Source organism: Mesorhizobium sp. BHscii (assembly GCF_053848065.1).
This window is the reverse complement of the sequence record NZ_JBSPKW010000012.1, coordinates 174,633-200,363: the sequence shown is the minus strand read 5'-3', so window position 1 is coordinate 200,363 and position 25,731 is coordinate 174,633. Positions and strand designations below refer to the sequence as shown.

Sequence of the window (25,731 nt, the reverse complement as noted above, 5' to 3'; positions counted from 1 at the left end):
TTGAATCAGAACTGCGATGATTTGGGAATCCCACGACTCTTACAAATCTCATCCCGCTCTAGCAATTTGTCGTGCTAACCAGATGATTGCACAAAAAAAATGCAAGGCACGAGGCCTTGCAATTTAAACGCGTCCGATCTGTTTCCGGTGTCCGGCGGCAGCGAGTAACCGCGCCTAGATCGCATCCTCCCAAGACTTTGACCGCGTAGGAGGGCAGATTTCTTTCCGCCCTCTCGGTTATCGGGGCACATTAGACCAAGGCGGGTGAAAATGTCACGCAGAATTTTGCCTGGAAATAAGCAATCTCGTGCTGCAGTGCACAATAGTGTGGCAGGCGTTGCTTGCGAAACGACCAGCAAGGCGGATGCGGCACTGCGGCGCCCTTTGCGACACCCGATGGGCGGGTTTCCATTCCGTCATGAAATGGCTATGAAGCCGGGGCAGGCAAGCCTGCGCTGCGCCGATTCCGGTGCGGCAATCCTCTCTCTTACGGACCAGTCCATGCGTTTGTCGCGCTATTTCCTGCCTATCCTTAAAGAAAATCCGCGCGAGGCCGAAATCGTCTCGCACCGGCTGATGCTGCGCGCCGGCATGATCCGCCAGCAGGGGCAAGGCAGTTTTTCCTGGCTGCCTCTCGGCAAAAGGGTACTGGACAAGGTCTGCCGGATCATTCGCGAGGAGCAGGACCGGGCCGGCGCGCTCGAGATCCTGATGCCGACCATCCAGTTCGCCGAGTTGTGGCGCGAAAGCGGTCGCTATGACGACTACGGGAAGGAGATGTTGCGCATCAAGGACCGGCAAGACCGGGACATGCTCTACGGTCCGACCAACGAGGAGGTGGTCACCGAGATTTTCCGCGCCTACGTGAAATCCTATAAGGATCTGCCGCTCAATCTCTATCACATCCAGTGGAAATTCCGCGACGAGGTGCGACCGCGCTTCGGCGTCATGCGCTCGCGCGAGTTTCTGATGAAGGACGCCTATTCCTTCGATCTCGACTTCGAAGGCGCCAAGGCGGCCTACAACAGGATGTTCGTGTCCTATCTCAGGACGTTCACGCGCATGGGGCTGCAGGCAATCCCGATGCGTGCCGACACCGGGCCGATCGGCGGCGACCTCAGCCACGAATTCATCATCCTGGCCGACACCGGCGAGAGCCAGGTTTATTGCCATCGCAACTATCTCGCGCTTGATGTGCCGGGTGCGGACACGGACTTCTCCAACGATGCCGAGATCGGCGAGATCGTCAAGACATGGACGACGCCCTATGCCGCGACCGACGAGATGCACGACGAGGCCGCGTGGGAGAAGGTTGCGACAAGCGACCGGGTCTCGGCGCGCGGCATCGAGGTCGGCCACATCTTCCATTTCGGCGACAAATATTCGAAGCCGATGGGCGCCAAGGTGACAGGGCCCGACGGCAAGGATCATTTTGCCTCCGGGGGTTCCTACGGCATCGGCCCGACGCGGCTGGTCGCGGCGATCATCGAGGCCAGCCACGACGACAACGGCATCATCTGGCCGGAGGCGGTGGCGCCTTTCGACGTCGGCCTGATCAACATGAAGGCCGGCGACGCCGAGTGCGACCGCGTCTGCGACGAACTCCATGCGGCGTTTGTCGCCGTCGGCAAGGACGTGCTCTACGATGACACCGATCAGCGGCCGGGCGGCAAGTTCGCCACCGCCGACCTGATCGGCCTGCCGTGGCAGGTGATCGTCGGGCCGCGCGGCGTGGCGGCCGGCGAGGTCGAAATCAAGAACCGCAGGACCGGCGAGCGCGAGACGCTGCCGATCGTGGACGCGAAGAAGCGCTTCGGTTTTGCCGCATGAGCGAAGCGGCAGTAGAGAAACCCCATGCCGCGGGACCTTTTTCCGTCTTCGAACGCATGGTCGCGTGGCGCTATCTGCGCTCGCGCCGCAAGGAGACGGTGATCTCCGTCATCGCCTCGATCTCGTTCCTCGGCATCATGCTGGGCGTCGCCACGCTGATCGTCGTGATGGCTGTCATGAACGGGTTTCGCGCCGAGCTCCTGACGCGCATCCTCGGCGTCAATGGCCATCTGATCGTGCAGCCGCTCGACATGCCGCTGGAGGACTATGCGCAGGTCGCCAGCCGCATCAACGGCGTGCCCGGCGTCCAGTACGCCATTCCGCTGATCGACGGGCAGGTGCTGGCGCAAGGCAATATCGGCGGCGGGTCAGGGGCGCTGGTTCGCGGCATACGCGGCGAGGATCTGGTTAAAATTTCGATCGTCGCCAACAATATCAAGCAGGGCTCGATCGCCGGCTTCGACACAAGCGAGGGCGTCGCCATCGGCAGCCGAATGGCCGACAATCTCGGTCTTGTGCTCGGCGACACGATCACGCTGATCGCGCCCGACGGCGATGTCACGCCGCTCGGCACGACACCGCGCATGAAGGGCTACCCGATCACGGCGATCTTCGAAGTCGGCATGTCGGAATATGACAGCTCCATCGTCTATATGCCGTTTTCGGAAGCACAGCTCTATTTCAACATGGATGGCCGAGCTCAGGCGATTGAGATCTATGTCGACAATCCCGACAATGTCGACGCGCTGAAACCGAAGATCGAAGAGGCGTCGCAGCGGCCGATCACCATGGTCGATTGGCGAGAACGCAACAGGACATTCTTCGATGCGCTGCAAGTGGAGCGCAACGTCATGTTCATGATCTTGACGCTGATCGTGCTGGTGGCAGCGCTCAACATCATTTCGGGCCTGATCATGCTGGTAAAGGACAAGGGCCACGACATCGCCATCCTGCGCACCATGGGCGCCACCCGCGGCGCGATCCTGCGCATATTCCTGATGACGGGCGCGGCGATCGGCGTGGTGGGCACCATCGCCGGCGTGCTGCTCGGCGTTGTAATCTGCCTGAACGTCGAGCGAATCCGCCAGTTCTTCTCCTGGCTGGCCGGCGAGAGGCTGTTCAATCCCGAGCTCTATTTCCTGAGCCAGCTGCCTGCCCGCATGGATGCCAGCGAGACGATCTCGGTGATCCTGATGGCGCTGGTGCTGTCGTTCCTGGCGACGCTGTTTCCGGCATGGCGCGCGGCCAGGCTCGATCCGGTCGAAGCGCTGAGGTACGAATGATGGCCGAGGCCATTATCGAGCTGAAGAGCGTCGAGCGGCACTATGTCCAGGGGCCGCGCAAGCTCACCATCCTCAACGGCGCAGATTTTTCGCTGAAGCGCGGCGAGATCGTGGCGCTGGTGGCGCCGTCGGGAACCGGCAAATCGACGCTGTTGCACACCGCCGGACTGCTGGAGCGGCCGGACGCCGGCGACGTGATTCTGGCAGGCCGCGCCTGCGGGCGGCTTTCCGACGACGAGCGCACGGCGATCCGCCGTAACGATGTCGGCTTCGTCTATCAGTTCCATCACCTGCTGCCGGAGTTCACGGCGCTGGAAAACATCATGATGCCGCAACTGATAAAAGGGCTGACGCGCAAGGAGGCTGCCGAGCGGTCGGCGCAACTGCTCGACTACATGCAGATCGGCAAGCGCGCGCAGCACCGCCCCTCCGAACTGTCCGGCGGCGAGCAGCAGCGCGTCGCCATTGCGCGCGCCGTCGCCAATGCGCCGCTGGTGCTGCTTGCCGACGAGCCGACCGGCAACCTCGATCCGGTCACCGCCTCCTATGTGTTCGAGGCACTGGGAGCGCTGGTCCGGCAGTCGGGCCTGGCGGCGCTGATCGCCACCCACAACCACGAGCTTGCCTCGCGCATGGACCGTCGCGTCACGCTGGCCGACGGCAAGGTTGTTCCGCTTTAGGGATCTCGCACAGCGCTCCCCTTGTCGACGGCTTCGCTGCGGTCGCAAATGTGCGCCGCGTTGGCGGCAGGCCTGACGCGTCGCTGTCCGCCGCCCGCGCCCGACCGGGGCTTAGCGCGGGCCATGCCGATCGCCGTAGAAGATTTCTGACGTCGCACCGATGATTTCCGCCCGTCTGTGTTGTCCTTATCAATGGGCGCGCCTGGATGGTCCAGCGGCCCGGATAGCAAGGTGATCCATGAGATTGTTACAAGGTCGGAATGTCGTCGTCGTTGGAGGCAGCCGTGGTGTCGGTCGCTCGATCGCAGAAGCCGCCCTCAGCGAGAGAGCGACGGTCATGGCTGTCGCCCGCGGCGAGCCGGCGCTGGCGCAATTTGCCTGGGAAACTCCGGGCGTGAAGACGTTCGCGGTCGACGCAACCGTGGAGTCCGCCCCTGACGAGGTCTTTGCCGCGCTGGAGCCGGACGCCCTGGTGATCTGCGCGGGTGCCCTTGCCCCCTCCGCGCCCCTACATGAACAGAACTGGAAGGCGTTCTCCGCAAACTGGGAGACGGACGTCAAGATATCGTTCCTGTTTTGCAAGGCCGCGCTCCGACGTCCGCTCAAACCGGGCGCCCGGATCATTCTGATCTCCAGTGGCGCAGCCTTGACCGGGGGGCCAGCGAATTCCGGCGGCTATGCCGGCGCAAAACGCATGCAGATGTTCCTGGCCGGTCATAGCCAGAAGGAATCGGATCGGCTCGGCCTCGACCTGCGCTTCATGGCGCTTGCGCCTATGCGCATCATGCCAGGGACCGGCGTGGGCGACGCCGGCATCGAGAGCATTTCGGCCTATATGGGCATCCGGCCGATGGAGTTCATCGCGGGCATGCTAGACATGCAAACGCCGGCCGAAGTGGGACGTGCGGTGGTCGCACTCGCCACCCAAAAACCGCAAGGATGTTCCTTCGCAGTGAGCGGTAGCGGGCTTGCGCCGGCGGGCTGAGGCGCGCGTAATGCAAACCGGACTCAAAAATGCCGGATCCGCATGACAGACGCCCAGGCACCTCTCAAGCCGATACGCCAGCCGGGCCAGCCGATCCTGGATCGACTGGCCTTCGAGCAGTTCACGGCGGCCCATCGCCGGGAACTTAAGCTCCATTGCTATCGCATGATGGGTTCGCTGCACGAGGCGGACGACCTCGTCCAGGACACGTTTCTGCGCGCCTGGCGTGCAAGGTCGGAGTTCGACGGGCGGGGTTCGATTCGCGGTTGGCTCTACACGATCGCGACCAACTCTTGCCTCAACGCCCTCAAGGCCAGATCGAGGACGCGTCGCATTCTCCAGCAGCCGGGACGGCCGGCCTTCCACGGACGGGCCACAGACGGGCCTGCAGCCGAGGTCACCTGGTTGGAGCCTTACCCGGATGCGGAGCTGCCAGGCCTCACTGATGGTGAGCCGGGTCCGGAAGCGCGCTACGAGACTCGCGAAGCCATCCAGCTCGCCTTCGTCGCCGCGATCCAGGACCTGCCACCCAGGCGCGCGCCGCTCTACTGCTTTCCGACGTGCTGGGATGGTCGGCTGTCGAGACGGCGGGACTGCTGGGTGGATCGACAGCTTCGATCAACAGCGCATTGCAGCGGGCCCGCGCAACCCTCGCGGCGCGATATCCAGAGGGACGTCCCATGCAGCGATCGAAGCCCGGCCGGGAAGAAGGCCTGCTGCTCGAACGTTACATGCAGGCTTGGCAGTCCGCCAATCTCGACAGCCTGATCGAGCTGCTGCGGGAGGACGCCACCTATCGCATGCCGCCCTGGCGGGAATGGTATCAAGGACGCGCGGCGATCCGCGGTTTCCTCGAGACCATCTGGGGTAACTTTGCGGGCTTCCGCACCATGGCAACCGGTGCCAATGCCCAGCCGGCAGTCGGTGTCTATTCCCGCAGCCACAATGACCCTGCGTGGCGAGCCCATTCCCTGCATGTGATCGAGCCCGCTGACGGCGGAATCGCGGCTCTGACGGTCTATGTGCCGCCGCTCGGCCCGAAATTTTTTCCGGCCTTCGGCCTGCCGCCGGCCTGGCGTCATGCTTAGAAGGCCTGGACCTCACATTCCCCAACGGGCCGACCGCGAGCCGCATTTTTCGGCAGGCGGTCACGGTGGGCTCTCAACGTTTCCTTAACCTTGCCGAACTGAGCGCCGGAATTTCGCGGCGCTCGGATTGCGGCCGTTGACATTCGAACAAAATTAGAACAAAATACGAACATACTGAAAACAGGAGAGTGTTATGACCGGTCTTGTTCAGGATGTCGTGTCACTAGTGTGCATGAGCACGTTTCTCATTTCCATGGCGATCTGGATCGGAGCGATGTGAGGCAGCGCTGAAGACGTGGCTCAAACGCTGACGTTCTTCACGGGGTGGGGGCAGCCGTCGGAGCTCGGTGGTTCAGTGCTGCTTTGTCAGCCGGCCTTGCGGGCTGCTTCGACAAGCAAAGGTGCCGCGGGTCCGAAGATGTCCTCGAAGGCGGATTTCAGCGCGAGATCGAGATCGGCCATCGTTATGGGAAGACCGAGATCGACGAGACTGGTGATGCCGTGATCCTGTACGCCGCACGGCACGATGCCGCTGAAGTGGGCGAGATTCGGCTCGACATTGATGGCGATACCGTGAAAGCTCACCCAGCGCCTCAGCCTGATGCCGATGGCGGCGATCTTGTCCTCGGCGAGCGATCCGTCGGCCAGAGGCGGGCGATCCGGCCGCACCACCCAGACGCCGACGCGATCCTCGCGCCGTTCGCCACGCACGTTGAAGGCGGAGAGCGTGCTGATGATCCATTGTTCGAGCGCCGCGACGAAGGCGCGGACATCCTCGCGCCGCCGCTTCAGGTCGAGCATCACGTAAGCGACGCGCTGGCCTGGCCCATGATAGGTGTATTCGCCGCCGCGCCCGGCCGCGAATACCGGAAAACGGTCCGGCTCGATCAGATCATCGATGCGGGCGCTGGTGCCGGCGGTGTAAAGCGGCGGGTGCTCGACCAGCCAGACCATCTCGCCGGCGGCGCCGCTTCGGATCGCTTCGGCACGCGCCTCCATCACGGCAAGCGCATCCGGATAGGCGGTGAGGCCGGGTTCGATCCGCCATTCGACCGGTGCCGAACCGGGCAGGGGCAGGAACGACGTGGCGATCTGGCTGCGTTCTGTCATGGCGTGTCTCGTGTCGCCTCACATATGGCGGCAATCGGCTGAAACGTCCAGTTCCGAGCGCGTTCCACCCCTTTGGAGCGTTATGCCGAATCCCGGGCAATTATTGCGCGACGCGCCCTTGTTTCGCCGGAAACGATTTGCTACACGCCGCGAGCCGGTTCGTTTCGGCTCCTACCACGTGCGGTCGTGGCGGAATTGGTAGACGCGCAGCGTTGAGGTCGCTGTGGGGCAACCCGTGGAAGTTCGAGTCTTCTCGACCGCACCAGCTTTATCCAATAAGCTGTTATTTTATTACGCAATTTTCTGTTTCACTACAGCTCTTCCCAAGTCTGTTTGTGCAAGCTGAAACGCTGTGCGAACCTGCGGCTGGTTGGGCGCGGAATGCCGCGCGCTGAGCGCATGGTTGAGCCGTCATCAAATGCCAGCTGCTTCAAAGACCCGAACCGTGTCGCGAAGCGGGCCATTGGGAATCCTCGGCAAAAAAATGCGCTTTTCACGCAAGCTCACGCGGCTATCTATTGATGTGATGCGCGGCAAATAGTCCGCTGGTTGCATTATCTCGGGGCTTGTTTGCGGACGCGACTTTCCAGCCGCATAAGCAAATAGTCGACTTCTTGTCTGGCCGCCGCCGACAACGCACTGCCCGGCTTGCGCTGGGCGTCGGACGCGATGGCACCGCGCTTCATCATCACATATTTGCGTACCGCAAGTCCGACACCGGGTTGCTGCTCATAGCGCAGGTAGGGCAGGTGGGCGTCGAAAAGATCGTGCGCCTTGTCGCGCTCGCCGGCGGCAGACAATTTCACCACGTCGACGAGCATATCGGGGAAGGCATAGCCGGTCATCGCGCCGTCGGCGCCGCGCTCCATCTCGAAGTCGAGGAAGAGGCCGCCATTGCCGGTGAGGATGGACAGCGGCCGCAGTGAGCCGTCCTTCTGAAAGCCGCGCAGCGCGCTGATCTTCTCCAGGCCCGGCCAGTCCTCGTGCTTGAGCATGAAGCAGGCCGGATTGTCGGTGACGATGCGGCGGATGACGGCCGGGGTCATGACGACCGAGAGGGTCAGCGGATAGTCCTGCAGGACGAAAGGAACATCCTCGCCGACCGCTTCGGATGCGTTGCGGAAATAGGTGACGATCTGGTCATCGGTGCGCAGCGCCGGCGGCGGCGCAATCATCACGCCTTGCGCGCCAACCTCGATCGAGGCGCGCGCAAGGCTGCGCATGGCGGCGAAGCCAGGGGCGGAGACGCCGACGATGACCGGCAGCCTGGTGCGCGCCACGATGCGCTTGACGATCTCGAGCGATTCGCCGGCGTCGAGCTTTGGGGCCTCGCCCATGATGCCGAGGATTGTCATCCCATCGACGCCGCAGCGCTCGTAGAAATCGACCATCGAATCAAGTGATTCCCAGTCGATCTTGCCATCCGCCTCGAACGGCGTCGGGGCAATGGTGTAGACACCTTTGGTGTCAGGACCGATGGCCATGAGATCCTCCTAAATTCAGCTTTCAGTCATAGCGCAGGACCGACGGTCCGATCCAACCCGGCAGTTGGTCCGGACGGGCGGGGCGCGAAGTAACCGCATGGTAAGCTTACTTCGCTATCACATTGATAATGCCATCGATGGCATATTTGCATCTCGGTAAATTAGTATGTCATTAACTATAGGGGTAAGGGACTACAGTCCATCGACAAGATGGTCGTTGCGCCTTGCCTTGTTTATGGCAACTTACGTGGCAGGCGCGTCTGCACTAAGTCCGCAGTCTTTCTTCCACCTAATTCTGGTTTATGCTCAGAAATTCACCGTCGGTATTCCGGTCTTGTTTATCAGTGGGGTCTGTTCTGCTGCGCTTATTTACGGCCGAGCAGAGCCAACTCGCTACGTCGTAGATTTGGTTCGAGGGCGCTGGCGTGCCTGTTTACTGGTTCTGCTGTTCTTCTTCGCGAGCTTGACCGCGTACTCTACCTACAAGATGGCCATCCCGTCCGTCGTTCCATTCTATGCGGACAACTGGTTAGCCGATCTGGATGAATGGCTGCACGGGACTGCGCCGTGGGAACTCACGCACAGGCTCGACAGCAATACGTGGTCGATCGTCGTCTTCAACAGCTATGAGGTGATTTGGTTTTTCCAATGGTTCGGCACCATGCTTTTCGTGTCTCTCTGGTCGGACAAGATTGGCCGCATCCGCTACCTCTGGGCAGCAGCGCTGACGTTAGGCATCCTCGGCACCATCTTGGCCTCGGCGCTGGCGTCGGTCGGGCCGATCTACTACCACCAGTTTGTTGGCGAGGACCGCTTCAGCGGACTCAAGGTCGCCATGGACGGTCTCGACTATAGCCACATGGTGCGGGAGCCCGCCGCATATCTTCTGACGGCTTACCAGAGCGGCCGGCCAGACCTTGGCGGCGGCATCTCGGCCATGCCAAGCATGCACGTCGCCTTTGCCACACTGAATGCCTATCTGCTTTCTTCCCTCAATATCTGGCTCGGTATTCTCGGTTGGATATTCGCAGCCCTGATAATGTACGGTTCGGTATATACCGGATGGCACTATGCTGTTGACGGCTACGTCTCCATTATTGTGGTGTCGGTGATCTGGTGGGTAACCGGACGCCAGCCAGCGCAAATTGAGACACAGCTTGCGATACGCCAACCCATAGAAGGTTAGATGTGCGACGCCTGACAATGTCAGCCAGGGGCAACAGCGCTGGTTAATTTATTGGCCGCGCCAGCAATTGCAGACGCCCCACAGCGACGGCGAGGTCAAATCATGGAAAAGAGAAGGTCTTGGCCGATCCCGGGAATGGCTTTGCTAGAGTGAAGATCCAGCTTTAACCTTCTGCAGCGCATTTCCAGGTCGAAAACCGGGTTTGATCCCCTATCTGTCCGGGAACGCCGCACGGAACGGAGCCAGCTTCATGAGTGACAGCCAGGTCAAGGTAAGGATTGCGGGTGGGAACGCCATTCGAAGCCTGCATGCCGACCTGCCAGTCAACGCCACGTTCCATATCTGGCTTAAGGCGGCCAAGCCGGACGTTCCGGGCTCGCTGTCTTTTTCCAATGTCCGTGGCAAGTTCGGCGAGGTGAGCGTTACGAACGCCGAAGAGTATGAATTCAGAATTTTTCACGTCTTCGGCGGTGGCAGTGTCGAACTCGACTACGACACGGATCAGACCTCGGTATCGGTCGCCTACTGGTTCGCATTGGCCGACGTGCTGGAGACAGGCATTACAGTTATCCACACCAATCCGGGAAATGCCCCGCCGAACATTCCTGACAGCTATCATTTTCGCCCGCCGTTCGGCTGGATGAACGATCCAAACGGATTCGGCCGGTTTGGAGGTCGCCCACATCTCTTCTACCAGCATTATTCCCATGGGCTTCGGTGGAACACGATGCACTGGGGGCACGCCGTATCTTCCGACTATCTGCGATGGCGTCACATGCCCATCTTCCTGTTCCCGTCGGAAGATCTTACCGCAAGGCCCGACAAACGGGGCGGTGCGTATTCCGGCTCAGCCATCCCGCTTGCCGATGGCCCGGGTATTCGCGTCTTTTTCACCGAGCAGGTACAGGACCGTATCCCGGAACAGCAGATCCAGCTCACTGCCACTTCCAGCGACCTCATTACGGCGGGAAATGCCGACGTCATCCTGCCCTACCGCCCCCTTGACGAGGGATTGACCACCGATTTTCGTGACCCATACGTCTTCAAGGGACCGGATGGCCGTTGGAAAATGCTGCTGGGCAGCCAGAGCGATGAGGGCGGCGTTGTCCTGCTCTACGAAACCCACGACCATACGGCCGCCACCGGCTGGACATATATCGGCAAGCTTCTGGTCGAGAAACACTATCGGACGACGGCGATCGAATGTCCCTGTCTGCTGCCGCTCGACGGGCCTGCGACCGATCCCGCGACGCGCTGGGTTCTAATTCTCGGCCTGATGAATAGTGAGGACCAGTCCACCCGGCGCAAGAATCTGACAATGGCCATTGTCGGCTGGTTCGATGGTCAGACCTTTTCCAAGGAATTCGAACAGGAACTGGACTTCGGGACGGATAACTACGCCTTCCAAGCCTTCGTCGACGGTGATGCCATTGTCGGTATTGGATGGCTTGCCAACTGGGCCGATACCGGACCGGCGATCGATTTCCCCACAGCCATGACGTTGCCTCGCAACATCCATTTGTCTGCAGGCGAGTTGCATACCCCGCCCATCGGAGCAGCCGAGAGCCTGCGGAGCCATATTCTGGACCGAACGCGCCTTGCAGCCGGAGAGCAGGTAAGCTTTATCAACGGCTCCGTCGAAATCTTGTTCGAGTTGGAAAAGCCGGGTGCCCATTTCCGCCTGAAGCTCCATCATCCAACTGTTCGCCTCGAGGTTGTCGTCGACGACGAGGGACTTGCCATTTGTCATGAAGACGGGGGCGCAGCTCAGTCTCCTCACTATATCGCCAAGGGAGCCCGTCCAAGACGGCTGCGGATATTCCTCGACTACGGATCGATCGAGGTCTTCGCGGATCACGGTCGTTGGGCTGGCACGAAGCGGATCAGCGGTTTTGAGCCGGTACAATCGGCACGTCTCATCGCCGAAACGGGCGCAGTTCTACACGCGACGGTATGGGGGCTCAAACCGTGACAAGGAGATCAATATTTCCAGTTTAGGATCGGGCGTCGTCAAACACCGACCAATGAACGAGGCCTTCGACGACGCCAAAGGCAAACTGTTCTTTCGCGCTGTAAATCAGCGGGTTGTCCCGAGCCATGTCAAGCAGTTCGGGTAGGGCATTGGCGACGACAATCCCGCGCGCACCCGGCAGGTCGAACATACTGCGATCGTTGTTGGTGTCGCCGGCGACCACCACCTCATCCAGGCCGATGCTGAGTTCATTGCAGAGCCAGGCCAGCGCCTGGCCCTTGTCTGCCGAACGCGGCAGGATATCGAGATCGCGTTCGCTGGAATAGATCATGGTCACTGACAGGCCGGCCTCGGCCAGAGCGCGCTCGATGCTGGCAAGGGCTTCCGGACTTGCTTCGTGCAGGTACCAACTCGATTTGAAGGCGTGTTGATAGCCGTCGGGTTGGCGAACGGTGTCTTCGAGCGATCCGAGCACCGCATCCACTTTCTCAAGAGACCAGCCTTCCGAAAACCTCTGGGTAAAGTGCCCCAGATCAGTAAAGTGTGCGAGACGCGAGGTGTGCCGCGGACCGGCGAGCATTGTGCCGACACCGCCGATCACGTAGTCCGGCGCTGGCAGGCCGACTTCGTCGACGAAGTTCAAAATATCGTCGGCCAGACGACCGCTGTTGTAGACGAGAACCGGCCGGTGCTCGGGGTCTAGCGCTTCCCATTTGGAACGGAAGCGTGATGTCGCCGGCGCGTCGCCTGCCAGAGTCCCGTCGAGGTCACTCGATAGAAGCGCGATCGGTTTCAATCGCCGTCGTTCCACGGCTCATCCCAATCATGGTCGTCGACCGCCTTCAGCACCGGACGTCCTTCGACAAGGCTGACAAGCTGCTGCGCGATACCTGTCCAGGTGAACAGGCTGCGCGCCTTGTGCGCGCCCATGCGACCCAGTCGGCCGTAGAGGCGCTGGTGCTTCATAGGCTTGACGATCGTGATGCCGAGATCTTCCTTGTCGAACGGATCACCGAACAGCGCGTGCCGGCCATAGCTGATCCCGCGATAGAGGCCGCCATGGATTGTAACCACGGTGGGCGTTCCGCAGGCCATTGCCTCGATCGCGGTCATGCCGAACGGCTCGTAGCGGCTCGACAGGACGAACATGTCCGCCGCCCGATACGTGTCGGCCAGATCCTCGTCGGCAACATATCCGGAGAAGACGACACGATCCTGCAAGCCTAGCTGTTCAACCTGTTCCTTGAGCTGGTTCAGGATCCTCTGTTCCTGCTCGTCCATGTTCTCGCCGCCGACAGCAAGTCTCAGGACCGCATCCGGCACACGCGGCGCCACCACGGAAAACGCATCGATCAGCAGGTCGTAGCCCTTGTTGGTGGCGAGCCGGCCGAGCGCCAGGATCGTTCGCCCTTCGAAGCCGAGCCGATGGCGGATCAGCCGGCGAGACGCCTCGCTGACGGGGAAGAACCGGTTGTCGTCGTAACCGGGCGGGATCATGTGCACGCGGTCGCGCTCGAGACTGTAGTCCTCGACCAGCATATCCAACTGCGGCGGCGTTGTTGCAATCACCATGGCACAGCTTCGATAGATGATGGTCTCGTGCTTTATGCGCTCGGTGAAATTGAACTCGGCCTCGAATGTATCGGCCTTGTCCGGGTAATCCGTCTTCATCTGGCGCTGCTTCCATATGCCGAGCGAATGCGGCGTATGGATGTGCGGGATATTAAGAGCTTCCGACAGTCGCTGCCCCGCCACGCCCGCATCCCAGTAGTGACTGTTGATGAAGTCGTAGGAGAGGTTTTCCCTGCGAATCAGGCGCAACGCGTTTTCACACCACTCGAGAAGGTGGCGGTGGAGGTATTCCTTCGGAATAAAATCGGGTCCGCCGCAGGCGACACGCAGGACACGAACCCCGTCTGCCACTTCATCGATAGGGGGCTGGTCTTCAAATCGCCGCGTCCAGATATCGACGGCATAGCCCAATTGGGCCAGCTTTTTGGCAAGTTCCAGGACGTAGACCACCTGTCCGCCGGTATCGGCCGCGCCGAGTGGTGGGTTGGCAGCTACGTAGCCGTGGGTTGAAATGAGTGCAATTCGAGGTGTCGCCGCATCCGAGTTGACGTCCGGCATCTGTATCCTTCTCTACGATTCTGCCCGCCCGCAGTCGAAAGCGTGCGCCAATTCACAACTATAGGGATTCCACCACCCATCCGCAAATTCCAAGCACGCGCTCAGGTCAGCGCAATTGACGTGATGGTAAGGCAAACCGGCTCTGTTGCATGTTTCGGTCACCGAGTGGCCTTAAACAGCGTTAGACGGTTGTTCGAGGATTTATGGTGTCCAAAGGCCGCCATTTCGATCGGTCTGTCATCCTTTGCGCCCGTTGGTCTCTGGCCTCAGGAGCTGAGCCTACGCCTCCCTGAGGAGATGGCCGAGTGCGGCATCAACGTCCGTCCCTCAATCCGGTTGCGCGTGGCTTCGCTCCCCGGTGAGGAAGGGTGGATTTCGTTTGATATTCCCGCGCATTGCGCAATAGAGCTGCGGAGCCTCAGGTCAAATCGTGCCGCCGCTCTATCTTTGTGTTTGAGCATCGGATTTTCCCAAAACCGGTTTCCACTTCTGGGTCCAATGCTCTAGACCTGACAGGCACCTTTTCCGGAATTCTGATGGCGGGAGGCGCTGGTGAAAGGCCAGGACGAACAGACGACCGGCGCCAGGGCCGCTGAGGACAGCCACGCCGACATTTATGGCGAGGACGGCGCCATTCTGTCTTCGTTCCTTGCCGCGATCGGTGCAGCGATTGCCGATCGCGACACGCTGACGCTGAAACGTGAAGTCGACCACCTGCACCAATCGGAACTTGGCGATCTGCTCGAGGCGCTTCATCCCGAACAGCGCCGCGCGCTGGTCGACTTGTTGGGCGTCGATTTCGACTTTTCCGCGCTGACCGAGGTCGACGAGGCGATCCGCCGCGACATCGTCGACAGCCTGCCCAACGCGCAGATTGCCCAGGGGGTGCAGGATCTCGATTCCGACGACGCGGTCTACATTCTCGAGGATCTCGAAAAGGAAGACCAGGACGAGATCCTATCGCAACTGCCGTTCACCGAGCGGATCAGGCTGCGCCGCTCGCTCGACTATCCCGAAGAGACCGCCGGCCGCCGCATGCAGACGGAGTTCGTCGCGGTGCCGCCGTTCTGGACGATCGGCCAGACCATCGACTACATGCGCGAGGACAACAACCTTCCCGACCGCTTCAGCCAGATCTTCGTCATTGATCCGAGCTTCAAGCTGCTCGGCGCCATCGATCTCGACCAGATCCTGCGCACCAAGCGCTCGATCAAGGTCGAAGAGGTCATGCATGAGACCAGGCACGCCATTCCGGCCACGATGGACCAGGAAGAGGCGGCGCGCGAATTCGAACAATACGACCTTCTCTCCGCCGCCGTCGTCGACGAGAACGAGCGGCTGGTCGGCGTGCTGACCATCGACGACGTGGTCGACGTCATCCAGCAGGAAGCCGAGGAGGATCTGCTGCGCATGGGCGGTGTCGGCGATGAAGAACTGTCGGATAGCATTCTTTCGACCTCGCGCTCGCGGGTTCCGTGGCTGCTCGTCAACCTGCTGACGGCGTTCCTGGCGGCCTCGGTGATCGGCCTGTTCGACCGCACGATCGAGCACATCGTGGCGCTGGCCGTGCTGATGCCGATCGTGGCGGGCATGGGCGGCAATGCGGGCTCGCAGACCATGACGGTCACGGTGCGGGCGCTGGCAACCAGGGACCTCGACATCTACAATGCCGGCCGCATCATCCGCCGCGAGATGGGGGTGGGCTTCATCAACGGCATCATCTTCGCCATCCTGATCGGCATCGTCGCGGCCGCCTGGTTCCGCGATCCCAATTTGGGCGGCATCATCGCAGCGGCGATGATCATCAACATGTTCGTCGCCGCACTTGCCGGCATCCTGATCCCGCTGCTGCTCGACCGGTTCAAGATCGACCCGGCCGTGGCCTCGGCGGTTTTCGTCACGACGGTCACCGACGTCGTCGGCTTCTTTGCCTTCCTCGGCCTCGCCACATGGTGGTTCGGCGTGCGCTGAGCGAACGTGCGGTTATGCCTTCAATTGACTTTTACGTAAATGCCATGCGAGATTTTGGAAGTGCCTGTCGGCCGATTCTGACGCGCGTCTGGACGATAACGAGGCCGCATGGTTGGAACTCGCAGCGCGGCTGGGCATTTGGAGTGACGATGCGGGAATATTATTCGATCACCGAACTGACCCGCGAATTCGATGTTTCGACGCGGACGCTGCGCTTCTACGAGGACGAGGGGCTGGTGCAGCCGGTACGTCGCGGCCGTACGCGGCTGTTTCGCCCGTCGGACCGGCACCTCATCCGCCAGATCATGCGCGGCAAGAGGCTCGGCTTTTCGATCAATGAAATCCGCGAAATCATCCAGATGTATAAGGAGCCGCCCGGGGAGGTCGGTCAGCTCAACCTGATGATCAAACGCATTGAGGAAAAGCGCGAGGATCTGCGCCAGAAGCGCCGGGACCTCGAAGAGACCTTGGCCGAACTCGACCAGGCCGAGGAATCCTGCGTCGAGCGATTGGTGGAGCTCGGCGTCAACACCTGACCGGCCCTTTCGATATTTCTACTCTGAAAAGACCTTGCGGCACGCCTCAAATCCAGCGTCGCACCTTTTTCGCGTAGTCCCGGTATTTCTTGCCGAATTTCGTCGTCAGCACTTTTTCCTCGCCCTCAATCGCCATTTTCTGCGTTGCGAAGGCGGCGATGATCGCCAGCGGCAGGAACCATACGATCCCCGAGACAAGGGCCACGCCGATCAGCAGCAGCGTGTTGGCCAGATATATCGGGTTGCGGCTGACAGCAAAGGGGCCTGATGTCACCAGATGGTCCGGCACGGCGTTTGGGTGGAGCGTCGTCTTTGCCCGGATCATGGTGCGCATCGCCGTGAACCAGAGTGCGACGACGCCGAACAATGCCACCCAGCCGGCCGCGAACAGGATGTCGCCGAGCAGGCCGCCGATCCATGGCAGCGGGTAGAGCAAGCCAAGCCCGATGCTGACGGCGATGGCCGCGACATAGATCAGCGGCGGCCACGGTATAAACCCCGGTTTAGGTTGCCCCGGTTTCTGTTGATGGTCGGTCATTGTGCTCCTCCCTCCATCAAAGTGCTGTCGGCTTTGGCAGTGCAGGCGCCGGCGAGCTCGTTAAGATGTGCCTTCCATTCCGCAGCCTGGTCGTTGCGGTAGAGCCGATCAAGCGTGGCCTCGCCCTCGAGTGTATCGAGCATGCACACACAATAGCTGGAGCAGAACTCCGTGTCGCGCGATTGCTCGCACGATGTCTGGCATTCTTTCAGGAAGGTGACCTGCCTGGTCTCGACCGGTGCCGGCACCACTTGCGAAAGCAGCCAGACCGAGCCGATCAGCACCGGCTGGTGGATCAGATAGAAGGCGAGGCTGTGCCGGCCGATAAAGACCAGCGGATTTGTCCAGCGGCCGGGCGTCAGGCCCGCCAGCCGCGTCAGCATGCCGGAAGCGAAGGCGAGTTTTGCCGCCGCGATCCCCACAAGCACGGCGCCGAACCATGGAAACAGCGGCACATAATCGTTGGAGCGAGGATTGGTTGCCGACAGGCCGACCCACCACAGGGCCGGATGGTCGAAGATCTCGGACCTGAGGTAGAGCGGCGCGGTGATGACGAAAGCCGCGACAACAAGCGTCAGCAGCGCCGGCAGCCGCAGAAACGCCAGGCCGAGCAGGCTGGCGAGCGCGATCTCGTGCAGGATACCGAAGAAGATGAAACTGTCCGGCGTGGCAAGCCTCGTGGCAGCCGATATGGCGAGCGCCGCACCAGCGACCATGGCGAAGCGTTTCCAGAAACCGTTCCAGCGGATCTGTTTGCCATGGGCGAGGAACAGACTGACGCCGACCAGGAACAGGAAGGTCGAAGCGATGCAGCGCGCGTAGAATTTCCACCAGCCGAAGGCGGTCAGGCCGGGATCGGTGTAGCCGAAGAATTCGAGATCCCAGGTGAAATGGTAACTCGCCATGGCAAGCAAAGCGACGCCGCGGGCGACGTCGATGGCGATGATGCGCTTCGGCTTCGGTTGATCCTGAACGGATACGGTCAGCGTGTCGATGCTCATGGTCTCGCAATTCTGATTCAGCAGAGCAAGACGACTATCACGATTGCCCCGGACAAAAGAAGGCGGCCACACACGGCCTCGGCTCCGGTTCGCGCCGGCGTCGCATCAAGGCCGGCATTAGAGCGACGTGCGTCCACTTGGACGCACAAAGTACGCTCTAACGCTTTTGAATCTACGCATCGTGCGTTCCGAGAATCGATTCCGATTTCGGGCCGATGCGGTAGGCCAGCGCCGGAAAGCCTTTGGCCGGTTCGCTTTTTGCCGTGAACGGGTCGGTTTCCTGTTACTGACCTGGGGATGGCCACGGCAGATTTGGCGCTCACGTCCTGCTTTGGGCGATTCTGCTTCGAGGACAGCAATGGCTACCCATGTGCGCCATCCAATCGCGCTTCCGGCCTTGCGACCGGCGGATGCGCGCACCTTCGCCTCGCTCTACGCGGTCGAATCCTTCGCGCGCGCCACCGTGTCGAGCGTCATCCCGATCCAGGCCTACGAAATCCTCCGCAACGAGCAGATCGTCTCGATCCTCTACACCGTCGTGGCGCTGGCCGGCCTGTCGGTGACGCTGTTCATGCCGATGCTCATCCGGCGCTTTGCCCGACGCTGGGTCTACACATCAGGTGCCTGCCTGCTTGCCGTCGGCTCGCTGTTCTTCGTCACGCACACGCTCACCGGGCAGCTGGTGGGCATGCTTTGCCGCGTGATGGGCGCCAGCGCGTTGTCCATCACGCTCAGCCTCTACATTATGGACCACATCCGCAAGACCGATTTCATGCAGGCCGAATCGCTGCGCATGGCGTGGTCGATGCTCGCCTGGACAAGCGGGCCGACACTCGGCATCTTCCTCTACACGCGGTTTGGCATCTATGCCGCGCATGGCGCGGTCGCCATCTTCGCCATGGCCCTGTTGGGGCTGTTCTGGACCTACCGGCTCGGCGACAATCAGTCGATCCGCCCTGGCAAGACGCGGCCGGCCAATCCGCTCGCCAATATCGGCCGCTTCGTCGCGCAGCCGCGTCTCAGGCTGGCCTGGCTGATCGCCTTCGGCCGCTCCTGCTTCTGGACGACATTTTTCGTCTACGGGCCTTTGTTCATGGTGATCACAGGCGAGGGCGAGCTCGCTGGCGGTCTGCTGGTCTCAGCGGGCAATGCGCTGTTGTTCACGGCCATCTTCTGGGGCAGAGTGGGGCAGCGTTTCGGCGGCCGGCGAACCATGACATCAGCCTATTTCGCCCTGTCGGCCATGCTGCTGGCGGCGGGCGCCGTCGGCGAATCCGTGCCGTTTCTTACCGGCGCCCTGCTGCTGTGCGGCGCGCTCTTCGCCATCGCTCTCGACGCGTTGGGCTCGACCGCCTTCATGCGCTCGGTGCGGTTCTATGAAAGGGCTGAGATGGCGGCAGTCTATCGCACCTATCTCGACTTTTCCGAGCTGACACCGCCGTTGGTCTATTCGGTGGTGCTGGCGTTTTTCGGGCTGGGCTCGGTGTTCGCCACGCTCGGCCTGCTGGCGGCGGGCTGCGGTTTTGTGACCTGGCGGTATCTGCCGAAGTCGCTTTGATCGTCAGAATTTGGTGAAAGCGTTGTATGCCGCTCGCGCACCCAGTTGTGGAAGCGATGCAATTCATATTCCTCGGGCATCAGCATGCCGGCCTTGTGGCGCATCGAGCGCAGGCCTTTCTGGTTGATCTCGCAGATATCAGCGTCCTCCTCCAGCACCTGCCTGCCGAAAGCGACGATGTTGTCGATATCAGCCGTTGGATCGGCGAGCGCTTCGGACGAAAAAAGCCATTCGGCGGTCAGTTCGGTCTGCTCCGAGCCGAGCGGCACCAGCCGCACGGTCCTGACATAGTCGACATGGCCGACGATGAACATCGACGGCAGGTTGGTGGCGTAGGTCTGCCCGGCGGAACGCTCGGCTGAAGTCAGGTCGGGAAAGACCGGCCGTGGACGCGCCCGTCTCGCAACCATGTCACGGCTCCGGCCCGCAGGCCACCGGAAACTCCGGCGCATCATTGTCGGCGTGACGGGTCCGTTCGGGGTCGTCGTCCCGACCCATCAGGCCGCGGCCATAGATCGACACCAGCCGCGACGATCTCCTCAGTGCCGACACAGAACGTCCTGAACGCCAGCGGCTGGGCAAGGTCGGCCTCTCGGCAGACGAGCAGCCAGCTACGATACCAGATGGCGTCGAGATCGCGCTGATAGGCCTCAATGTCCCAGTAGGCCGATGACGGCAGCGACGGTTCAAGTCGCGTCAAACCGTTATAGGGATCGTGCTCGCTCGGGCTGGGCTGCATGACCGGCTCCTGTGATACGCCAGCCGACACCCGGTCGCGAACACTGTCAATCGCGACGCCGGGCTGGCTGGCCTGTCGAGAGGCGCATTCGCGCTGGTGGCTGGCGGAATTTGGTTTGCCGGACGCGACGATTCTGCCTATAGTCGCAGCTGTCGTCGGTTCCGTTTGGAGCCGCGCATGATCCCGAAACCGGAATCGGTTCCGGAAAGGTCATGCGCAGAGTCTAAGTGTTAGAGCGTCCTTGTGCGTCCATTCGGACGCACGGCGCCCTAAAGGGAATGCGGTGAGGGCGAATTGTTGGCCCAATGCCGTGGCTGCCCCCGCAACTGTGTGCGGTTAGTCCTCTCCATATGCCACTGAAGAGTTTCTTCGGGAAGGTGGGGAAGGGCGTTGATCCGCGAGCCAGGAGACCTGCCGGCGACAGGAAAACTGACTTCTATGCCCTCGGGTGGAGGGCGAAAGGACAAGACATGAATACCGCTTCCGTCTCGCTCGGCACTTCCGTCTCCTCGCAGTCGCGCTTCGTGCAGCTGGCGCTTGCTGCATTTCTCGGCATTTTCGTGATGGGCTTTGTCGGCTTCTCGCATATCGATGCGGTCCACAATGCCGCTCACGACTATCGCCATTCGATGGCGTTCCCCTGCCACTGACGAGGGGCTGACATCATGACACTGTTTCGCAACGTCGTGTTCATCGCGGCGATCGCAGGGCTTGTGGCAGGCGTCGTTCTCGCCTGCATGCAGGCCTATGCCACGGTGCCGCTCATTCTGAAAGCGGAAGTCTACGAACAGGCCGGCGGTGGTCACACGCATGACCATGCCGCGGCGCCGGCTGCGAACGCCGGCGATACGAATGCTATGACCAGCGCGGCGCCAGCGCCGGCCGAAGCTGCCGCCCCGGAAGAGGAGGGCTGGACGCCGGCCGACGGCTTCGAGCGCTTCGCCTTCAATATCGTTGCCAATGTGGTCACCGGCATCGGCTTTGCGCTGATCTTGGTCGCCGCTTCGGAGTTCGCCGGCGGCATCGGCAATTGGCGTCAGGGCCTGTTCTGGGGCTTTGCCGGCTTTGCCGTATTCACGCTGGCTCCGAACCTTGGCCTGCCGCCCGAATTGCCAGCGATGCCGGCGGCCGATCTCACCCAGCGCCAGATCTGGTGGACGGCGACCGTGATGGCGACCGCGGCGGGTCTCGGCCTGCTTGCCTTCCGCAAGTCGTTGCCACTGGCGCTGATCGCCGGAGCGTTGATCGTGGCGCCGCATATCGTCGGCGCGCCGCAGCCCGACAGTTTCGAATCGCCGATCCCAGAAGGCCTGCATCACCAGTTCGTGGTGGCGGTGACGCTGACCAATTTGGTGTTCTGGCTGGTGCTCGGCGGCATCGTCGGCGTGGTGCGTGGCCGCTTGACCGGCACCGCGACCGGCCTGCGCGACAGCTTTGCCTGATCGCGTTACCGGGACGCTGACCCTGGTCATCGGCGGTGCACGCTCCGGCAAGAGCGCGCATGCCGAAAAATTGGCGACGGCCTGCCCGGCGCCGTGGGCCTATATCGCCACGGCGCAAGCCTATGACGACGAGATGCGCGAACGTATTGCGCTGCATCGGTCGCGGCGCGGCGAGGGCTGGACGACCATCGACGCGCCGCTCGATCTCGTCGGCGCGATCGAGGCGCTGCCTGACGGCCGGCCCGTCCTGATCGACTGCCTGACTTTGTGGCTGACCAACCATATGCTGGCCGAACATGACGTTGAGGCCGAATGCCGAGGGCTGGCGGATGTGCTGTCACGACCGCGCGGGCCGTGGTTCGTGGTTTCCAACGAGGTCGGCCAGGGCATCGTGCCGGACAATGCGTTGGCTCGCCGGTTTCGCGATGCCGCCGGCCGGCTCAACCAGCAAGTCGCGGCAGTGTCCGATACGGTGCTGCTGATGGTGGTGGGACTGCCGCTCAAGGTGAAGTGACATGGCTGATACTATCGATCCCAAGGACGAGGAGCGCCATCGCGCCAAGATGGCCAAGCGCAAAGCGGTGCAGGACGCCGAGGTCGCGGCAAAGACGGTCGAGAAGGGGCTGCTGATCGTCAACACCGGGCCCGGCAAGGGCAAGACCACTGCCGCCTTCGGGCTGGCGCTGAGGATGCTCGGCTACGGCAGGCGCGTCGGCGTCGTCCAGTTCATCAAGGGCAAATGGCACACCGGCGAGAAGGACGCCTTTGCCGCCTTCGGCGACCGGGTCGTCTGGCATACAATGGGCGAGGGCTTCACCTGGGAAACGCAGGATCTGAAGCGCGACATCGCCGCCGCCGAAGCGGCCTGGGCCAAGGCGCTCGAGCTGATGGCCGATCCATCGATCAGCCTTCTGGTGCTCGACGAGCTGAACATCGCGCTGCGCTACGATTATCTCGATCTCGACAAAGTGGTGGCGGCGCTGAAAGGGCGCCGCGAAAACCTGCATGTCGTCGCCACCGGCCGCAACGCCAGACCGGCGCTGGTCGATGCCGCCGATCTTGTCACCGAGATGTGCGTGACCAAGCATCACTTTTCCGCCGGCGTGAAGGCACAGCAAGGAATCGAGTTCTGATTACTTCTCAGCCGGAGAACTGTCTGTTGGAACAAGCGGTAATCGTCTATCTTCTTCTGAATGACGGGCAGTTTGGAACGTCGAAAGAACGCGCTTCCATTCTCGCGCTGGAAGATCGGCTAGAGCAAGTCGTCGGCAATGCTTCGGTCGGTGAGTTTGATGGCGATGAGTTTGGCGACGGCAAGTGCATCCTCTATATGTACGGGCCAGATGCTGAGCGACTCTTTGTTGTGATTTGAACCAGTATTGAAATCTTCTCCTGCAGCTGTCGGTGGCTATGCGATCAAAAGGTTTGGCAAGGCGGCTGATTCAAGCGCAAGGGAAGTCCGCGTTACTTGGTGACTTGAGTTCCCGACCCGTCCGATGGGTCACGCAGCGATGACGATCACCGACAGCAAGCCGAACAGCGCGATCAGCAAAAAGTCGGCGACCCGATAGAGTTTCAGCGCCCGCCTGATGTCGGCGCTCTCGGCATCGCGGTGGCCGCCTTCGCCCATGAACGCATCGTCGACCATGACGCCGTCATAGGAACGCGGGCCGGCGAGCGCCAGGCCGAGCGCGCCGGCCATCGCCGCCTCCGGCCAGCCGGCATTGGGCGAGCGGTGCTTTGTCGCGTCGCGCTGCACGGTGCGCCAGGCGGTGCCGGCATCGGCGCCTTTGACGAAGAAAGAGGCACCCACGATGAGCAGTGCGGTCAGCCGCGACGCCGGCAGGTTGATCAGATCGTCGAAGCGCGCTGCCGCCCTGCCGAAGGCCTCGTGGCGCGGGGTGCGGTGGCCGATCATCGAATCGGCCGTGTTGGCGGCCTTGTAGGCGACGCCGCCGGCCAGCCCGCCGACGCCGATCCAGATGACGGGCGCAACGACGCCGTCGGAAAAATTCTCGGCCAGGCTTTCGATCGCCGCGCGGCAGACGCCGGCTCTGTCGAGCTTTTCCGGATCGCGGCCGACGATCCTTGAGACGGCAGCACGGCCAATGTCGAGTCCACCATTGTCCAGTCCGTCGGCCACCGCCTCGACATGCTCGGCCAGGCTCTTCTGCGACAGCAGCGACGTCGCCAGGATTGCCGTGAGGACCAGTCCGGCTGGAAGGCCCGAAAGCATGGTTTCCACGGCGAAGGCGATGGCGGCCGGCACCAGCACGATGATCAGCAGCGCATGAACACCGCGCCGGCGACGCAGGGCGTCGGAATCAGTATCGCGGTTGAGCCTGCGGTCGAGAAAGGATATCAGCCTGCCGAACCAGGTGACGGGATGGCCGATGGCGCCGAACAGCCAGGCCGGGTAACCCACGGCGAATTCAACAACCAGTGACAGGAAAGCGGTCAGGATCGACATGAAGTCTCTTGATGGAGCGGCAACAGTGGTGGATCACGGCGGAAGCCTTGGCCGGGCGAGGGCGCTTTTTCCGCATGCGCCGCAGCCCTTCGTCGACCTCTCGACCGGTATCAATCCGCACTCCTATCCGTTTTTCGATCTGCCCGCCACCGCCCTGTCCAGATTGCCGGAAGCAGCGCGGGTCCGCGAGTTGGCCGAAGTCGCGGCAAGCGTTTATGGCGCGCCATCGGCAGCGAATGTGGTGGCGACGCCGGGCACGCAGATCCTGTTGCCGCGCGTCGCCTCGCTGGCGAGCCCCGGCAAGGCGCTGGTGCTCGGGCCGACCTATGCTGAACATCAGCGGGCAGCGGCAATCGCCGGCCATGCTGTGACGGAGGTCGATGATTTCGAGGTCCTGGCAGGAGCCGATCTCGCCATCATCGTCAACCCCAACAATCCGGACGGGCGCATCATCGAACGCAAGAAGCTGCTCGATCTTGCCGGAAAATTGCGCGCCAAAGGCGGGTTGCTGGTCGTCGATGAGGCGTTCATGGATGTCGGGCCGCGCGCGGAAAGCCTGGCCGGCGATGTCGAGCAAGGCGGCATTGTCGTGCTGCGTTCCTTCGGCAAATTCTTTGGCCTCGCCGGCCTGCGGCTCGGCTTTGCACTGGCCGACGCGCTGACGGTCGAACGGCTCGAGGCGCAGTTCGGGCCATGGGCGGTCGCCGGCCCAGCGCTCGAATACGGTATCCGCGCGCTTGCCGACAGCGGCTGGCGGGCCGAGATGCGATGCCGTCTGGCAGAGGATGCAGCACGGCTCGATGCGTTGTTCGGCCGCTTCGGCGTCTCAGTCGCCGGCGGGACCACGCTGTTCCGCTATATCGGGTTGGCGGACGCCGCCGGACTGTTTTCGGCGCTTGGCGAGCGCGGCATCCTGCTTCGGCATTTTTCCGGCCGGCCGCATGTGCTGCGCGCCGGGCTGCCGGGTCCTGACGAGGAATGGCAGCGGCTCGAATCGGCTCTTGCCGACTGGGCGCAACAGCGCGACGATAACACCAAGGAGGTCAAGCAATGATCCATGTCTGTTCGCTATCGAAGGTCGAAGAAACGGTCGCGAGAACCGGCGCCGAGCGGCTGCTTTCCCTGCTGGCTGCCGGTACCGAGGTGACGCGGCCGGCGTCGATCGCCCGGGAAAACCATCTGCATCTGGTCATGCATGACATTGCGGTGGCGCAAGAGGGCATGACCATGCCGGGCGAAATCCATGTCCGCGATCTTCTCGATTTCGCGCGCCGATGGGATCGTGCAAGGCCGCTGGTCGTGCATTGCTATGCCGGCATCAGCCGTTCGACCGCCTCGGCTTACATCATCGCGGCGGCATTGGCGCCGAAGCGCTGCGAGGTCGAATTGGCTGAGACGCTGCGCGCGTTGTCGCCGACGGCGACACCTAACCCGCGGCTGATCGCGGTCGCCGATACGCTGCTCGATCGCAACGGCCGCATGATCGGCGCGATCCAGGCGATCGGGCGCGGCGCGGACGCCTTCGAAGGCACGCCTTTTGAGTTGAAGATCGACGTCTAATGCTGTCGCCCAAAAGTGCGCAGCGGTTTTGGGATTACGACACGTATAAAAACAAGAGCTTAAAGCGCGTCGCATAAATCCGTTCAGACGCGACGCGCTTTAGAGTTTGACCAAGATCTTTTCCGAAACTCGGTTTCCGCTGTTTGCTGCGCTGACCTTCGGTTCGGG

The 25,731-nt window shown here is 61.9% G+C and carries 26 protein-coding genes, 1 tRNA gene, 2 pseudogenes and 1 riboswitch; of the genes and pseudogenes, 20 read left to right on the top strand and 9 right to left on the bottom strand.

The annotated features are described in order from the left end of the window. Positions 1-501 precede the first annotated feature (501 nt). From proS to ACWTU7_RS18325, 6 genes and pseudogenes are all read left to right on the top strand, one after another. Positions 502-1,830 carry a proline--tRNA ligase gene (proS, locus tag ACWTU7_RS18350; RefSeq protein WP_455839444.1) on the top strand — a complete coding sequence of 443 codons (1,329 nt, stop codon included), beginning with the start codon at positions 502-504 and terminating at the stop codon, positions 1,828-1,830. Continuing rightward, positions 1,827-3,113: a lipoprotein-releasing ABC transporter permease subunit gene (locus ACWTU7_RS18345; protein WP_095518569.1), complete on the top strand. Its 1,287-nt coding sequence runs from the start codon at positions 1,827-1,829 to the stop codon at positions 3,111-3,113. The genes proS and ACWTU7_RS18345 overlap by 4 nt, the downstream gene beginning before the upstream one ends. Further along, positions 3,110-3,793: an ABC transporter ATP-binding protein gene (locus ACWTU7_RS18340; RefSeq protein ID WP_174654574.1), complete on the top strand. Its 684-nt coding sequence runs from the start codon at positions 3,110-3,112 to the stop codon at positions 3,791-3,793. The genes ACWTU7_RS18345 and ACWTU7_RS18340 overlap by 4 nt, the downstream gene beginning before the upstream one ends. 238 nt (positions 3,794-4,031) lie before the next feature. Then, complete coding sequence (locus ACWTU7_RS18335) at positions 4,032-4,778, top strand: SDR family oxidoreductase (protein ID WP_455839443.1); 747 nt, start codon at positions 4,032-4,034, stop codon at positions 4,776-4,778. Positions 4,779-4,820: 42 nt separating this feature from the next. After that, positions 4,821-5,252 (top strand): annotated as a pseudogene (locus tag ACWTU7_RS18330) (sigma-70 family RNA polymerase sigma factor); the annotation flags it as partial. Positions 5,253-5,458: 206 nt separating this feature from the next. Next, a complete protein-coding gene (locus tag ACWTU7_RS18325) occupies positions 5,459-5,866 on the top strand; it encodes a nuclear transport factor 2 family protein (RefSeq protein WP_455839449.1) in 408 nt (135 codons plus the stop codon). A 366-nt stretch (positions 5,867-6,232) separates the two neighbouring features. Here the strand turns inward: ACWTU7_RS18325 and lipB are convergent, their stop codons facing one another. Continuing rightward, complete coding sequence (gene lipB, locus ACWTU7_RS18320; protein WP_455839442.1) at positions 6,233-6,976, bottom strand: lipoyl(octanoyl) transferase LipB; 744 nt, start codon at positions 6,974-6,976, stop codon at positions 6,233-6,235. A 180-nt stretch (positions 6,977-7,156) separates the two neighbouring features. Here lipB and ACWTU7_RS18315 point away from each other — a divergent pair. Further along, a tRNA-Leu gene (locus ACWTU7_RS18315) sits at positions 7,157-7,241 on the top strand. A 289-nt stretch (positions 7,242-7,530) separates the two neighbouring features. Here ACWTU7_RS18315 and ACWTU7_RS18310 read toward each other — a convergent pair. After that, entirely contained in the window at positions 7,531-8,460 is a 930-nt protein-coding gene (locus tag ACWTU7_RS18310) for a dihydrodipicolinate synthase family protein (protein ID WP_065012292.1), read from the bottom strand. 217 nt (positions 8,461-8,677) lie between these two features. Here ACWTU7_RS18310 and ACWTU7_RS18305 point away from each other — a divergent pair, with 217 nt between their 5' ends. Both ACWTU7_RS18305 and ACWTU7_RS18300 read left to right on the top strand, forming a co-directional pair. Next, positions 8,678-9,646 (top strand): phosphatase PAP2 family protein, encoded by a 969-nt coding sequence (locus ACWTU7_RS18305; protein WP_455839441.1) that lies wholly within the window; start codon positions 8,678-8,680, stop codon positions 9,644-9,646. Positions 9,647-9,896: 250 nt separating this feature from the next. Beyond that, the gene (locus ACWTU7_RS18300; RefSeq protein ID WP_455839440.1) at positions 9,897-11,618 is read left to right on the top strand and encodes a GH32 C-terminal domain-containing protein; all 1,722 of its coding nucleotides are present in this window, start codon (positions 9,897-9,899) and stop codon (positions 11,616-11,618) included. Between the two features lie 22 nt (positions 11,619-11,640). On the opposite strand, the gene ACWTU7_RS18295 is transcribed toward ACWTU7_RS18300, so the two are convergent. Then, positions 11,641-12,414, bottom strand: a complete 774-nt coding sequence (locus ACWTU7_RS18295; RefSeq protein WP_455839439.1) for an HAD-IIB family hydrolase — start codon at positions 12,412-12,414, stop codon at positions 11,641-11,643. Further along, on the bottom strand, positions 12,411-13,748 hold the full coding sequence (locus ACWTU7_RS18290; protein ID WP_455839438.1) for a glycosyltransferase family 4 protein: 1,338 nt from the start codon (positions 13,746-13,748) through the stop codon (positions 12,411-12,413). The genes ACWTU7_RS18295 and ACWTU7_RS18290 overlap by 4 nt, the downstream gene beginning before the upstream one ends. Before the next feature lie 203 nt (positions 13,749-13,951). Here ACWTU7_RS18290 and ACWTU7_RS18285 point away from each other — a divergent pair. The 3 genes and pseudogenes from ACWTU7_RS18285 to ACWTU7_RS18275 form a co-directional block, all read left to right on the top strand. Next, positions 13,952-14,069 (top strand): annotated as a pseudogene (locus ACWTU7_RS18285) (IS6 family transposase); the annotation flags it as partial. Between the two features lie 231 nt (positions 14,070-14,300). Then, complete coding sequence (mgtE, locus tag ACWTU7_RS18280) at positions 14,301-15,719, top strand: magnesium transporter (RefSeq protein WP_455839437.1); 1,419 nt, start codon at positions 14,301-14,303, stop codon at positions 15,717-15,719. 149 nt (positions 15,720-15,868) lie between these two features. Beyond that, positions 15,869-16,255 carry a MerR family transcriptional regulator gene (locus ACWTU7_RS18275; protein WP_023685221.1) on the top strand — a complete coding sequence of 129 codons (387 nt, stop codon included), beginning with the start codon at positions 15,869-15,871 and terminating at the stop codon, positions 16,253-16,255. Between the two features lie 46 nt (positions 16,256-16,301). Here the strand turns inward: ACWTU7_RS18275 and ACWTU7_RS18270 are convergent, their stop codons facing one another. After that, a complete protein-coding gene (locus ACWTU7_RS18270) occupies positions 16,302-16,793 on the bottom strand; it encodes a methyltransferase family protein (RefSeq protein WP_455839436.1) in 492 nt (163 codons plus the stop codon). Further along, entirely contained in the window at positions 16,790-17,794 is a 1,005-nt protein-coding gene (locus tag ACWTU7_RS18265) for a heparan-alpha-glucosaminide N-acetyltransferase (protein WP_455839435.1), read from the bottom strand. The genes ACWTU7_RS18270 and ACWTU7_RS18265 overlap by 4 nt, the downstream gene beginning before the upstream one ends. A gap of 358 nt (positions 17,795-18,152) precedes the next feature. On the opposite strand from ACWTU7_RS18265, the gene ACWTU7_RS18260 reads away from it, so the two are divergent. Beyond that, positions 18,153-19,352 carry an MFS transporter gene (locus tag ACWTU7_RS18260; protein ID WP_455839434.1) on the top strand — a complete coding sequence of 400 codons (1,200 nt, stop codon included), beginning with the start codon at positions 18,153-18,155 and terminating at the stop codon, positions 19,350-19,352. Here the strand turns inward: ACWTU7_RS18260 and ACWTU7_RS18255 are convergent. After that, complete coding sequence (locus tag ACWTU7_RS18255; protein ID WP_455839433.1) at positions 19,241-19,762, bottom strand: SRPBCC family protein; 522 nt, start codon at positions 19,760-19,762, stop codon at positions 19,241-19,243. The genes ACWTU7_RS18260 and ACWTU7_RS18255 overlap by 112 nt on opposite strands. Before the next feature lie 41 nt (positions 19,763-19,803). Then, positions 19,804-20,091 (bottom strand): hypothetical protein, encoded by a 288-nt coding sequence (locus tag ACWTU7_RS18250; RefSeq protein ID WP_455839432.1) that lies wholly within the window; start codon positions 20,089-20,091, stop codon positions 19,804-19,806. 230 nt (positions 20,092-20,321) lie between these two features. Then, a riboswitch (cobalamin riboswitch) is annotated at positions 20,322-20,524 on the top strand. Positions 20,525-20,561: 37 nt separating this feature from the next. Between ACWTU7_RS18250 and ACWTU7_RS18245 the strand changes: the two genes are divergently transcribed. Genes ACWTU7_RS18245 through ACWTU7_RS18225 form a run of 5 tightly spaced genes read left to right on the top strand, consistent with a single transcriptional unit; the run spans position 20,562 to position 22,905 of the window. Next, entirely contained in the window at positions 20,562-20,741 is a 180-nt protein-coding gene (locus ACWTU7_RS18245; RefSeq protein WP_029352005.1) for a CbtB domain-containing protein, read from the top strand. Positions 20,742-20,756: 15 nt separating this feature from the next. Continuing rightward, complete coding sequence (locus ACWTU7_RS18240) at positions 20,757-21,533, top strand: CbtA family protein (protein WP_455839431.1); 777 nt, start codon at positions 20,757-20,759, stop codon at positions 21,531-21,533. Next, the gene (cobU, locus tag ACWTU7_RS18235; RefSeq protein WP_287091635.1) at positions 21,526-22,047 is read left to right on the top strand and encodes a bifunctional adenosylcobinamide kinase/adenosylcobinamide-phosphate guanylyltransferase; all 522 of its coding nucleotides are present in this window, start codon (positions 21,526-21,528) and stop codon (positions 22,045-22,047) included. The genes ACWTU7_RS18240 and cobU overlap by 8 nt, the downstream gene beginning before the upstream one ends. Before the next feature lies 1 nt (position 22,048). Further along, the gene (gene cobO, locus ACWTU7_RS18230; RefSeq protein WP_455839430.1) at positions 22,049-22,666 is read left to right on the top strand and encodes a cob(I)yrinic acid a,c-diamide adenosyltransferase; all 618 of its coding nucleotides are present in this window, start codon (positions 22,049-22,051) and stop codon (positions 22,664-22,666) included. A 26-nt stretch (positions 22,667-22,692) separates the two neighbouring features. After that, the gene (locus tag ACWTU7_RS18225; RefSeq protein ID WP_455839429.1) at positions 22,693-22,905 is read left to right on the top strand and encodes a hypothetical protein; all 213 of its coding nucleotides are present in this window, start codon (positions 22,693-22,695) and stop codon (positions 22,903-22,905) included. Between the two features lie 129 nt (positions 22,906-23,034). Here ACWTU7_RS18225 and cbiB read toward each other — a convergent pair whose 3' ends face one another. Then, positions 23,035-24,003, bottom strand: coding sequence for an adenosylcobinamide-phosphate synthase CbiB (cbiB, locus tag ACWTU7_RS18220; RefSeq protein WP_455839428.1), 969 nt, complete (start codon positions 24,001-24,003; stop codon positions 23,035-23,037). Here cbiB and cobD point away from each other — a divergent pair. Both cobD and ACWTU7_RS18210 read left to right on the top strand, forming a co-directional pair. Next, positions 24,002-25,057, top strand: coding sequence for a threonine-phosphate decarboxylase CobD (gene cobD / locus ACWTU7_RS18215; protein ID WP_287118374.1), 1,056 nt, complete (start codon positions 24,002-24,004; stop codon positions 25,055-25,057). The genes cbiB and cobD overlap by 2 nt on opposite strands. Further along, positions 25,054-25,563 (top strand): tyrosine phosphatase family protein, encoded by a 510-nt coding sequence (locus ACWTU7_RS18210; protein ID WP_455839427.1) that lies wholly within the window; start codon positions 25,054-25,056, stop codon positions 25,561-25,563. The genes cobD and ACWTU7_RS18210 overlap by 4 nt, the downstream gene beginning before the upstream one ends. Positions 25,564-25,731 lie beyond the last annotated feature (168 nt).